Genomic DNA, 12,819 nt, shown 5'->3' on the forward strand with positions numbered 1-12,819 from the left:
GCATCGTCGTCTGGTTGACAACACCGATACGCTTGAGGTGGACAGTGGGATCAAAACCCGGAGAGAATCGGTCTGCAAACTTTTCAAAGAAGAACGCCGCATCTTTTTCACCCGATATCACCGTGGCTAAAGCCTGAGCCTCCGAAAGGTCACGAACAACGACAACAGGCGCGCCTGCTTGGGCATGGGAAAATGTCGCCCGAGTTTCTTCATGGTAACGTTTTCCGTGGATTACAACAGTGTACTCCTGCTTTCCGATTTCCTCACTCCGCCGCCAAACTTTTTCAACGAACGGACACGTCGTGTTATATGCCGTGAGGGTAACACCGCGCGCTCTGAGTGCCTGTTCTACTTCAAGAGTTGTCCCAAAGGCAGGAACGATGACAACATCGTCAGGCATTAGAATATCGAAGGGAAGGAGTGGCGTTCCAGCGGTATCCATCAGAAACTGGACGCCGCGCTCTTTCAGGTTTTCGTTGACATGCGGATTGTGGATAATTTCGGAGAGTAGAAAGATACGCTTGTCTGGGTTTTCTGCCAACGCCTGATAGGCAATTTCAATAGCGTTTTCAACGCCGTAGCAGAATCCAAAATGGCGGGCGATTTTAAAGCGGACGGGTCCGAAATCCAATAAAGTCGGCGAAAGGTCTCGCTTTCGGGCATCCATCTCTCGGCGCGCATGTTTAACGACGGAAATCACCGGACTGTGATAGAAATGAGGGAGTTTAAAAGTCCGCGGCATTTTTTAATTTTACCTTGCAGTTAAACAACGTAGTGCTGTGTCAAGTTGAGTTTGATAGTATTGTCAGTTGGGTTGAAGGGATTTTCCCTGTAGGGGCAGTCCCTTGTGCACAGCAGTAGGTCGGTTTTCAGAGGAAAGGGGTGCGTAGCAACGCGAACCGATAACCATTTTTAGGCACTCAGGACTTTTCGTCCCTTGGCGCGACGGCGTGCAATGGTTTGTCTACCATGCCGAGTAGACATCCGTTTCCGGAAACCCATTTTATTTTTTCGTTTCCGACGATGCGGTTGATATGTGCGCTTCATGTTTTTTATGTTCCTTGCGGTTGGGTCAGCACAGTTGAGGGTTTCACAAACTGTGTTCTATATCTGCCTTCCATTGCGGGAAGGATTTGTAACCCTGATTCTTTCAGGCTTCGCAGTTAGGGTTAATCGTTAAAAAAATGTATTGCCAGAATGATGTTACACTTGGCTTTAAAATGATACCTTATTTATGGATGTTTGTCAAATTTTTCGTCCGGCTTGCTTAACTTCAAAGAATCGACTTGGTGATAGACCCCCAGCTAAAACATGGGGGCTTTGACACCGAATTTGATCAAATTTCGATTTCAGTCCAGAATAAGCGGAAATTGCAACATGAGATTTCCAGGCTAACAATGCTCGTAGCCTGCAACAACGGCGCAGGCGGATTTAAGAAACGCACGTTAAAGTCTTAACACCCGTTGTTTCTCCGTAAGGAAAAATTAAAAAATAAAATGTTGACATTTCTGCAATAGAATGGTATGATATTTTTCATAAGTAATAATTTTTTCATAAGAACGGTATCATGATTTTATCATAGTTTCTTACAGGAAATATGCTCATGCGGCACACCCCAAATGAAATTTGGCTGGAAATATTGGAAAAACTCAGTGATACAGCAAGGCAGGATGTCTACCTTCACCAAGCGGTTCCGCTGTCAATTACAGCGGATGCGTTGAATATAGCCGTTCCGTCTGCGTACACGCGGGCAAGGATTGAGGAGCGTTTTCGGGTTGATATACAACGGGCATTGGCAACGCTCATCGGGGCACAATGTGCCCTAATTCTTACCGTAGACGAACCCACGTCCGAGGGCAACGAAGACTCCAGAAAAACGCAGAACAAAGAGAATTTTAACCAATTGCCCGATGCAAATCGAACATCTCACACGCATGCCTCTGCACCATCAATACAGGATGAAACAGGGTTGAATCCGAACTATCGATTCGATAGATTCATTGTTGGTTCCAGCAATATGATTTGTCACGCCACTGCCTTAGCGGTCTCGGAAAATCCCGGACGCGATTATAACCCGCTCTTTATCTATGGCGGTGTGGGATTGGGAAAAACCCATCTGCTACACGCAATCGGGAATCGACTCTTAGCATACCAACCCGATAAGAAAGTCCTCTACGTCACATCAGAAACCTTTATGAACGAGTACGTCGAGTCCATCGTCAATCGCGGATCCGCACAAGGTTTCCGGACAAAATACCGAACCGCAGATATGCTCTTGATTGATGACATACAGTTCTTACAAGCCAAGGAGGGGACACAAGAGGAGTTCTTTAATACCTTTAACGCCCTTCACATGAACTCAAACCAGATAGTCATGAGCAGTGACCGAACACCTGACAACCTCGTAAACCTTGAAGAACGCCTCCAATCTCGGTTCCAATCAGGCATGGTCGCCGAAATCAGCATGCCACAATTCGAAATACGGATCGCTATTCTCCGACAAAAATGCCGAGACCAAGGGTTGGAGAACCTCCCTGATGATGTGCTCAGTTACATCGCTGAAGTGGTTAGAACCAATATCCGAGAACTTGAAGGAACCCTTGTGCGGTTAATTGCGCAAGCGACAATCCTCAAAGAAGATTTGACCTTAGACTTCGCACGGCAGGTTCTCAGTGATATCGGGCCCCCTTCACCCATTCGACACCGAAAAACTGCCACGTCGAGAGCAATCCAAGCAACTGTTGCCGATTACTTTGGAATTCAAACAGAGGAACTCGTATCCCAGAAACGGACAAAGGAATTGGTGCAAGCGCGTCAGATCGCTATGTACATGTGTAGAGAACTGACAGCAATGTCATATTCAAATATTGCACAGGCGTTTAATAGGGAAGATCATACCACTGTTATCCATGCTTGCAGACAAATAGAAAAATTGACTGAGGAAAATGACGAAGAGCGACAAACGATCCTCCAATTAATTAATCAATTCCGTTAACAAAATCCGAGAGGACTACCCTCCGAATTTCCACTTTTCCGCTCGCAGTCGTCCCTTTTTCAGTCTTAAAATGCTCTTTAAACCTGTGGATAACCTGTGGATAACTTGTGGATAACTCTGTTGTTCTTTGTGGATAACTTGTGGATAACTTGTGGATAAGTCAAAAATTCTTAGCGTCTGTGGATAACCTGTGGATAAGTCAAAAAGTTATCCACAGGTTATCCACAGGCACTTGTCAATGGTCACAAGGGTTTAAGCGAGTTATCCACTTATCCACAGCCCCTATTACTACTACTACAGTATATAATATATATATCGTAATTAGTACAATTAATAGGGTTGTGGATAACTTCAGAATTCAAGAAGAGGTTAAGCAGGATTAAAAAAGTTGTTAACAATATACGAAAAAATTATTAACAACTTCCAGAAAAGTTACGGGGTCCAAAAATTTACGCACGACACCGAGAAACGGTATCAATCTCATGTTACACCCCTCAAACACATGCTGCTAAATAATATTATTCTCCGCAATTTCCGCAATTATGTCGACTGCGAAGTGAGTTTTTCCAAGCCTGTCAATCTAATTATTGGCGGCAACGCGCAAGGGAAAACGAGTCTACTCGAAGCAATCTATTTCCTGTGTACTGCTGAATCACATCGAGCAACTCGCGATGGTGAACTCATTCGGCACAACGAAATGGGATTTTATCTCAAAGGAACGTTAGGAACGAATAATAATGATATGATGTCGCTTGAGGCGACGAAGCGGACACGTGGACAGTTTAAACTTAAAAAGAATGGTGTGCTTCAAACGAAACGCTCTGAATGGATTGGACAGTTTAATGCGGTGCTCTTCTCACCGGAGTCACTGGTATTGGTGAAAGGCGGTCCCGCAGAACGTCGAAGGTTTTTAGACTTACTCATCTCACAAATCGACAGCATCTACCTAAAAAATTTGCAGGAATATAGACTGGTTCTCAGGCAACGAAACGAACTTCTTAAACAAATTCGGACAACGTTAGTGGACGCAGCACAGTTAGATGCCTGGGACAAACTTTTAATTGCACACGGCACTGCAATTATCATAAAGCGATTAGAAATTTTTTACCAACTGAAAGATTACGCCATGCAAAACCACCAAAAACTCACTGGTGGTAAAGAAAGCATCGCCTTGACATATTGCTCCTCACTGGTGCGGAGCAATATGTCAAGGCATAATGCACACAGTACAACAGATAAAGACACCGGAAAATTAGAGGAACCAGAGATTGGGTACCTTCAAACCAAAACCGAAACCGAGATAGAAAAGGATTTCGACGCGGCTTTAAACGCATCACGCGGTGCTGATTTACAGAGAGGTACAACCCTCGTCGGACCGCACCGCGACGATTTTCTCATCGAATTGGAGAACGCGTCTGCAACACCCAGTCCTGATCCGGAAAGCGAAAATTGCTTGAAAGTCGCAGGCGCTGAGGAGACGGAGATCGACGCGGAACAGTCCGAAAGTCAAAATCCATTTCCAACATCCGAAATCGGAACATTTCGAGAAGGCGCGCGAGCTTACGGATCTCAGGGTCAGCAACGGACGATAGCGTTAGCACTCAAACTGGCAGAATTAGAGTTAATCCGAGCCATAACGGGGCAGGATCCGATCGTCCTTCTCGACGATGTCACCTCAGAATTAGATTACAAGCGAACGGAATACCTATTAAACGTCCTCCAAAATTTGAGCGCGCAAACCTTCATCACTGCGACCCATGCTGAGCCACTCGTGCACCACCTAAACCAACCAAACGTTTTAACAGTAGAAAATGCCCAGATAGACCAAGCCTCGAAAGTAATTTTAAATGATGAGTAACTTTGGATTCACTGAAAACCGTTACGGAACGAAGTGAAACAACCGCCAAAAGTCAATCGTTAAAAAAATGGACAAAACCCGTAACTTACACCACCTTCTCGCTGAGCTCATCCGAAAACGCGATCTTGAGCCTAAGATGCTTGAGCAAAAAGTTTTCGTGCTTTGGGCGAAATACCTTCGGACCCACATTAGCATGCCCCTTAGCACCAAAACTGTGCCCGTGTCGTTGTCAGATGGTATCCTGAAAATTTATACAGAATATCCTGCTTATAAAACAGCCTTGTCGTTCCATAAGCCGAAGATCTTAGCCGACATAAACGCTGAATTAGGACAATCCGCGCTCACAGACTTGCGGATAGAAATACGCCCACTTCGCTCTGCAGAATCTCATGAGACTGAAGATAAGCCTTCAAGTGCAAAAGCTTTAAAAGGAAACGCTACCATGAATCGTAACATCCGCCAAGTCACACCTGAACAATTAGAGAAAATTGAACAAACTCTGGCAAGCGTTTCCGATCCCCAACTCAGAGAATCCTTGTGGCAGCTATTCACTACGCAAAGTAAGGATGAACCTTGACAAAATTGTTGAAATAGGGTACAATTTAATTACGTTAAGTAACGTACGCGTAAGGAGGTATACAAGGAATTTTCCAAAAAACGGGGACCAACCCTACTAAAAATTCCCACTGCAAATCAAACCATACCCGTTAGGGTAATTCACAGCGAGGAACTACATTAAAAATGTCAAAAAAAGCACGAACATATACAGCAAGCGATATACAAATCCTTGAAGGGCTTGAAGCCGTCAGAAAACGTCCAAGTATGTATATCGGCAGCACGGGTCCCGCCGGATTACACCATCTCGTCACAGAATTAGTTGACAACTCCATAGACGAAATAGGTGCCGGTTACGGAACACACGTCGAAGTTAAACTTCATCGCGATGGTAGTGTAACTGTCAGTGATGACGGTCGAGGCATTCCTGTTGATACGCACGCGACAGGAGTTTCCGCCCTTGAAGTCGTCATGACCACACTGCACGCTGGCGGCAAATTTGATGGTCGAGAACAGGTCGGCTACCAAACCGCTGGCGGTTTGCACGGTGTTGGTGCTTCCTGTGTCAATGCCCTCTCTGAATGGCTCCATGTTCAAGTCTATCAAAATGGAGATATCTACGAACAACGCTACGAGCGTGGTATTCCGCAGACCCCCGTAGAGAAAACCGGTAAGAGCAGGAAATCAGGCACTCAGACCACATTCATGCCTGACTCCGAAATATTTGACACGCTCGACTTTTCACACGATGTCCTTCGGGACAGGCTTAGAGAACTCGCCTTCCTCAACAAAGGCGTACGCATTCAACTTCACGATACACGCGATGATGAAAATTCGGAACCGAGTGCCTTTCAATACGATGGTGGGATCGCCTCCTTCGTTACTTACTATAATCAAAACAAAGAAGTCCTGCACCCCGAGCCGATCTACATAGAGGGTGTTGAATCAGAGATCGCAGTAGAGATCGCCTTTCAGTTTAATACGACCTATACAGAAAACATTAGTTCCTACGCCAATAACATCCGCACCGCCGAAGGGGGATTTCACGAGAGCGGCTTTAAGAGTGCTGTTACCCGCGCTTTCAAAACCTACGCCACCGCTAACGATCTCCTACGAAGTGCCAAAGTAGACCTCACGGGTGAAGACATCCGCGAAGGAATAACCGCGGTCATCAGTGTCAAAGTTCCTGATCCACAATTCGAGGGGCAAACGAAGTCCAAACTCGGAAACACAGAGGTCGAAGGAATCGTTCAGAGTTTTGTTGGTTCACGTCTCAAAACGCTTTTGGAAGAAAATCCGTCGGTCTCCAAACGTATCATCCAAAAATCTATTGATGCTGCGCGAGCACGTGAAGCCGCCCGGAGTGCCAGAGAAGTGGTCCGTCGCAAAAGTGTCCTCGACTCGGCATCTATGCCCGGAAAACTCGCTGACTGTTCCGAACGCGACTCATCGAAAACCGAACTCTTTCTTGTCGAAGGAGATTCCGCCGGTGGGACCGCCAAACAGGGAAGGGATCGACAGAACCAAGCAGTCCTCCCGCTTAAAGGTAAAGGTATCAACGTAGACAAGGCGAGACTCGACAAAATCCTCAGAAACGCCCAAGTTATTGACATCATCACGGCATTGGGAACAGGGATCGGTGCTGAAGAGTTCAGCCTCGAAAAACTACGCTACGCCAAAATTATCATTATGGCGGATGCCGATGTTGATGGTGCTCACATCCGAACGTTGCTTTTAACGTTTTTTTTCCGTCAGATGCCGGAACTCATCGCCGCTGGGCATCTCTACATTGCCCAACCGCCACTTTATCAAGTGAGAAAGGGCAGAAGTTCACAGTATCTACAAGATGATGAAGAAATGGAAGATTACCTCCTCACCTTAGCACTTGATACTGTCCAGATAACAAACGCTCGGCGGAACACGCCTTATACGTCATCGGAATATCGGACCATCGCCAGTGCTGTCCGCAGGATCCAAAGTCTCATTAATCAAATTAACCGAAGCGGCGTGCCTCTCTCAAGTTTGCGGAGTGAGACTCCAGATCCAGCAGACACATCCGACAAAGTAGATAAACTACTTTCCATGCTTGTTGACGTGTCTCTTGTTCAGGTAAATGATCCTCTAACCGTAGCACAGGAGGTGCCCGACGAGGATCCAGCTCCCGCTACTGACACGCAAACAACGCTCTTCGGAGATGCCGAGCACAGTACAACTGAGGAAAAGACCGACAAGTTGAACATGGGAGACGCTACCCCACGAACTTGGCATCACGAACTGCGCCGTGAGCTCGAGAAACTCGCCGAGTTTGACATCCAGGAGACAGACTTCCGCTCCCCAGACGAATCGAATGGATCCGGCGCATCAAAAAGCCAAAAATTGTTTAGCGTTCAGTCGGAAAACGGCGATGCCTACCATGCAGACGACATTTTCTCACTCGTGCAACATCTCTTTCAGATAGAACATCGCGGTCTCACAATTACTCGATACAAAGGCTTAGCCGAAATGAACGCTGATCAACTACGCGACACCACTATGCGCCAAGACGACCGAATCCTGCTGAGAGTAACGCTTGAAGACGCTGTCGAAGCTGACCGTGTTTTTACACTTCTCATGGGGGATGTCGTTGAACCTCGACGCGAATTCATAGAACGCTACGGGACTCAGGTAAATCTTGATTTATACGGTGCCTAATATTTTAATTATACCTTGCGGAGAAATTGCGTGCGTTAGAACTTTTGCGTGCGTTTCTCAAACCCGCCTGCGCCGGTGTTGCAGGCTACGCGGTTCGGTGATAAAATTAAAGATAATAGGACTTACACAATTTTGACGATATGACGCTCCGTTAGAGGCTAAACTCCAAAAAAAACACAGGCACTCTCGTGGCACAACCTAACAGGTTGGCGGCGTACTCGCCCAGATGCGACGTGCATCATGCTACAAAAGATCAACCTGCGTAAGTCCTATATAATACAAAAACCGTAGCCAACCTACCTCACCGAACCGCAAGGAAAGTTAAAAAATATGGAAAATATCCAAGAACGAAACATAGAAAATGAACTGACGACATCGTATCTTACCTACGCGATGAGCGTCAATACCAATCGTGCGATACCCGATGTCCGCGATGGTCTCAAACCGAGTACCCGTCGAATTATTTACGCGATGGGACAGATAAATCTCACTGCCAATCGACCTTATGACAAATGCGCTGCCGTTGTTGGGGAGGTGATGAAGAACTACCACCCACACGGTGATGGTCCCATTTACGGGACTCTCGTTGGTTTAGCACAGCCGTTTAGTATACGCTATCCGTTAATAGACGGACAGGGCAACTTCGGGAGTATTGACGACGATCCGCCGGGGGCGATGCGCTATACGGAATGCCGACTTTCTGTTATTGCCAGTGAGATGCTCACTGACATTGAAAAACAGGTCGTTGATTTCCAACCTAACTATAAAGACTCTCTCGAAGAACCGACAGTTCTTCCGGGGCTGCTACCGAATTTGCTCATCAATGGCACAACAGGTATAGGTGTTGGTTACCTTACCCGAATACCACCGCACAACCTCACTGAGGTTGTTGACGCGCTGCTTCATAAGCTCACGGATCCAGATGCCACTTCAGAAACGCTCATGGAACACATCCTCGGACCCGACTTCCCTACCGCAGGTATTATTGTCGGCACTCCTGGTATCCAGCAGATGTATACTACAGGTAAGGGAAGCATCACTATCCGAGCCAAAGCAGTCATAGAAAGATTTTCAGGGCGCGGAGGAGACCGGGAACAAATCGTCATAACCGAGATTCCTTATCAGGTTAAGAAAAATCAATTGTTACAGCGGATGTATGACCTTGTTGTCAGTAAAACCATTACTGGAATCAACGATATCCGAGACGAGTCAGACAAGGAAATTCGCATCGTTATACCCCTCAAACGCGGCGAAATCGCACAGGTTATCCTGAATCAACTGTATAAACATACGCAGATGCAGATGAACTTCAGTGCGAATCTTCTCTGCCTTGTGGAGGGACTTCCGAAGGTTCTAACACTCGAGGAAATCATCAGTCACTACCTTGACCACCGCAGGGATGTGGTCCGGCGGCGGACGCAATTTGAACTTGCCCGTGCCGAACGTAGAAATCACATTTTAGAGGGATACCTCTTGGCACTGCAAAACCTCGAGGCAATTATAGAGATTGTTCAAACGGCAGAATCACCGCAAACAGCAGAAGCGGAACTCCGTGAAACCTATCAACTCAGCGAGCAGCAGGCGAGAGAAATTCTCACGATGACGCTCCGGCAGCTGACGGGACTCGAACGCCAGCGAATTCACGATGAATATACAGAACTCCTTGATCATATCGCCGAATTTCGCGCGATTCTTGCCGACGAAACGTTGATAACAGATATTATCCGAACGGAACTCGAAACCCTCAAAGAGAAATATGGGGATGAGCGTCGGACTGAAATCACGGGTGAAGTCAGGGAATTTGAGGTCGAAGACCTCATCGCTGACGAAGAGATGGTCGTCACACTCTCCCATTCCGGCTACATCAAACGGTTACCTATGGACACCTATCAGAAGCAGCATCGCGGTGGTGTCGGGATCCGCGGCGCTGCGCGAAAAGATGGCGATTTTTTGGAACACATCTTCGTCGCCACTGCCCATCAAAATATTCTGTTCTTTACAGATTTGGGCAAATGTTATACACTTAAAGTCTATCAAATTCCTGAAGCCAGTCGCCAATCAGTCGGGCGCGCAGTCGTCAACCTACTCCGCTTATCAAAAGGTGAGAATATCACAGCCTATGTTACTGTCCCGCCTAAAACCCTTAGTCGCAAAAGTGAAGGGGCGGATGCCGGCGAGGTTGCAATGGATGAAGTTGCAGCAGAGGCATTCGTCTTCATGTCAACGCAGCGAGGTATCGTCAAAAAAACAGAACTTTCCAGTTTTGAGAATACGCTGTCAAGCGGCATTATCGCCGTTAATCTTGACGATGGTGATAAACTTATCGGTGCACAAGTAACGGACGGTGATTCCGATGTCATTCTTGTCACCCACAAAGGGGTTGCGATTCGTTTCAGTGAAAAAGATGCAAGACCTCTTGGACGCAACACGCGAGGCGTGCGAGGTATAGAACTTGGCGACGAAGATTTCGTTGCACAAATGGTTATTGTTAAGAGCGAAACACTGGAAACAGAGGAAGACACAGCTGCTTCCAGAGAAGACGATACTTTATTGATTGTTACAGAAAATGGGTACGGTAAGCGGACAGCGGTCTCTGCCTATCGTTCTCAAAAACGCGGTGGAAAAGGCATTATCGCCATCGGGAAATCTGCCCGAAATGGGGCGGTTGTCGCTGCAAAACGCGTCGCAAATATTGATGAACTTGTACTCATTAGTTCAAACGGATATGTCACCCGGACGGCGGTCGGGGACATTCGACGTATTGGGCGTAACACCCAAGGTGTGCGAATCATGGCACTCCAAACAGACGAAAAACTTGTCGACGCAGCCAAGATCGAATTCTCATCCGCCCTACTTGAGGAAGAATCAGATTCCTAAGGAGTGGTTGTCGGAAAAATAGCGGTCAGCAATCAGCAATCAGTTAAGAGGGTATTTGTGAACCATAACCCCTTACAATTGATGGCTAAGAGCCGATAGCCGATAGCCGACGGCTAAGAAACAATGAAACATTTTAAAGCGATCTCAATCCTTGTTTTAATCATAGTATGTCTCCCTTTGGGCTCCAATTTGCAAGCGCAAACCGGAGGTGAAACACCTGAATTGGTGATACTCCCTGATGCTGATGCAGGATTGAATTCAAATATGACCCGCGTCGCAGGACTTTATACCAAGTTAATGTGGGCGACATACTACAGAACAGGCGAGCGCAGCATCCCAAAAAGCAAAGCTCTCTACGATGCCTTGATTGAGGAAATTGATGATGCCACCACCCTTCTCGAAGATGGACTCCTATCTGCAGAGGAAGTGAGTTTTATCTATGCCGAACGTGCCTCACTTCGGTATCCTAAATTGCAGGATATCAATGGGGCAGAAGAGGACGCGAAAACAGCTATTGAACTGAATTCTGACAATGTAAAGGCAACATGGGTTCTTGCCCAAATAGTAACCGAGCGATTTCTGTATCAAATGGAACGGAACAGAAACGGTAGAAGACTTAACACGCTACAAAAGGAGATGTTTGATACCCTAAAACGCGTGGTCGATTTAGATCCCGATCACAATAAGGCTTACTTCTACCTTGGTAGTATGGCACGTGATCTCGGCGATACTGAACTTGCCATTACGTCCTTCAAGGCACTGACACGCATTATTCCTTATGATGACCGATATTATCGGGAACTCGCTGAACTCTATAAAAGTCAAAACCGGCTCGATGAGGCTGTCCAGTCCTACGAAAGAGTTGTCACTATTCGACCCGAACAGAAAAGTGCCCGAAATCGGCTTGGGCAGCTTCACCTTCAAGCTGGCGATTATCCTGCAGCGATAAAAACTTTCCTCTCTGTTTTGCCACCACTTGAAGGACAGTTGGAGACGAATGGTGTGAGGGAACGCGCTACGCCTAATGTCAGTGAAGAAGAAATTGAAGCGCACCAAGGCATTAGCCTCGCATATCAGGCGCAAAATGACTTTGAGCAATCTGAATTCCATATCACGCGCGCAATCAATTTGTTGGAAGAACGGGCAAAACGAACTCGTACCGGTTTCCGGACGAGAAGTAGCGAACGTATCGAATTAGCGAACCGTATCCAAGAGGCACGCTACACCCTCGGACAAATATACCTCAAATTCAATGTCCCTCGGAAAGCCGTCCAAACTTTTACGAAGATCCTATCTACCAATGATAAATATGTCCCTGCGCTTTCCGGTATAGGAATGGCGTATCAAATGCAAGACGATGTGAAACGCGCTGAAATTTATCTCCGTCGGGCAATTGAGTTATCTGCTGAAGAAGAATTGCCGGATGCCTACAACGCATTAGGATATCTCTATGCAGAGCAAGGTATTAATTTAGATGAAGCCGCAGCTTTAGTGCGCCGAGCACTCAAAAGCGTGCCGAAATCTGGAGCATATCTTGATAGTTTGGGACTCATCTACTTTAAACAGGGAAAACTTGATGCAGCTATAGAAAACCTGGAGCAGGCGCTCCACTATCTACCCGATACACCTGAAATTCTCTTGCATCTCGCTGACGCTTATCTTGGAAAAGGCTTGAAACAGAAAGCTTTGCAAACTTTGGAGCAAGCAGTCCTCCTTGAACCCAATAACGCTGAACTACGCCAGAAACTTGAAAGAAGCCTTCAGCAATCAGGGGTCGGTGGTCGGGAGAACGGTTTCAATCAGCCGACGGTTTCCGATAGTGATGCCCCTGAAAGCCGATAAC

At 46.7% G+C, this 12,819-nt stretch carries 8 protein-coding genes; 6 read left to right on the forward strand and 2 right to left on the reverse strand.

Annotated features, from left to right (window positions below; genetic code table 11):
* Together J4G07_10265 and rpmH are read right to left on the reverse strand one after the other, a co-directional pair.
* On the reverse strand, positions 1-742 hold a 742-nt coding region (locus J4G07_10265; GenBank protein ID MCE2414380.1), incomplete at its 3' end, for a 4-hydroxy-3-methylbut-2-enyl diphosphate reductase.
* Positions 743-912: 170 nt separating this feature from the next.
* Positions 913-1,047, reverse strand: a complete 135-nt coding sequence (rpmH, locus tag J4G07_10270) for a 50S ribosomal protein L34 (GenBank protein ID MCE2414381.1) — start codon at positions 1,045-1,047, stop codon at positions 913-915.
* Positions 1,048-1,603: 556 nt separating this feature from the next.
* On the opposite strand from rpmH, the gene dnaA reads away from it, so the two are divergent.
* From dnaA to J4G07_10300, 6 genes are all read left to right on the forward strand, one after another.
* Entirely contained in the window at positions 1,604-2,995 is a 1,392-nt protein-coding gene (gene dnaA / locus J4G07_10275; protein MCE2414382.1) for a chromosomal replication initiator protein DnaA, read from the forward strand.
* Positions 2,996-3,383: 388 nt separating this feature from the next.
* Positions 3,384-4,853, forward strand: coding sequence for a DNA replication/repair protein RecF (locus J4G07_10280; protein ID MCE2414383.1), 1,470 nt, complete (start codon positions 3,384-3,386; stop codon positions 4,851-4,853).
* A 67-nt stretch (positions 4,854-4,920) separates the two neighbouring features.
* A complete protein-coding gene (locus J4G07_10285; protein ID MCE2414384.1) occupies positions 4,921-5,430 on the forward strand; it encodes a DUF721 domain-containing protein in 510 nt (169 codons plus the stop codon).
* A 164-nt stretch (positions 5,431-5,594) separates the two neighbouring features.
* A complete protein-coding gene (gyrB, locus tag J4G07_10290; protein ID MCE2414385.1) occupies positions 5,595-8,099 on the forward strand; it encodes a DNA topoisomerase (ATP-hydrolyzing) subunit B in 2,505 nt (834 codons plus the stop codon).
* A 330-nt stretch (positions 8,100-8,429) separates the two neighbouring features.
* Entirely contained in the window at positions 8,430-10,976 is a 2,547-nt protein-coding gene (gene gyrA / locus J4G07_10295; protein MCE2414386.1) for a DNA gyrase subunit A, read from the forward strand.
* A 123-nt stretch (positions 10,977-11,099) separates the two neighbouring features.
* A complete protein-coding gene (locus J4G07_10300) occupies positions 11,100-12,818 on the forward strand; it encodes a tetratricopeptide repeat protein (GenBank protein ID MCE2414387.1) in 1,719 nt (572 codons plus the stop codon).
* The last annotated feature ends 1 nt before the right edge of the window (position 12,819 follow it).

The organism is Candidatus Poribacteria bacterium (assembly GCA_021295715.1).
GTDB lineage: Bacteria > Poribacteria > WGA-4E > WGA-4E > WGA-3G > WGA-3G.

Coding starts and splice junctions, on each gene's coding strand:
- rpmH (MCE2414381.1), bottom strand. CDS start 1,047: ATGAAGCGCACATATCAACCGCATCGTCGGAAACGAAAAAATAAAATG.
- dnaA (MCE2414382.1), top strand. CDS start 1,604: ATGCGGCACACCCCAAATGAAATTTGGCTGGAAATATTGGAAAAACTC.
- J4G07_10285 (MCE2414384.1), top strand. CDS start 4,921: ATGGACAAAACCCGTAACTTACACCACCTTCTCGCTGAGCTCATCCGA.
- gyrB (MCE2414385.1), top strand. CDS start 5,595: ATGTCAAAAAAAGCACGAACATATACAGCAAGCGATATACAAATCCTT.
- gyrA (MCE2414386.1), top strand. CDS start 8,430: ATGGAAAATATCCAAGAACGAAACATAGAAAATGAACTGACGACATCG.
- J4G07_10300 (MCE2414387.1), top strand. CDS start 11,100: ATGAAACATTTTAAAGCGATCTCAATCCTTGTTTTAATCATAGTATGT.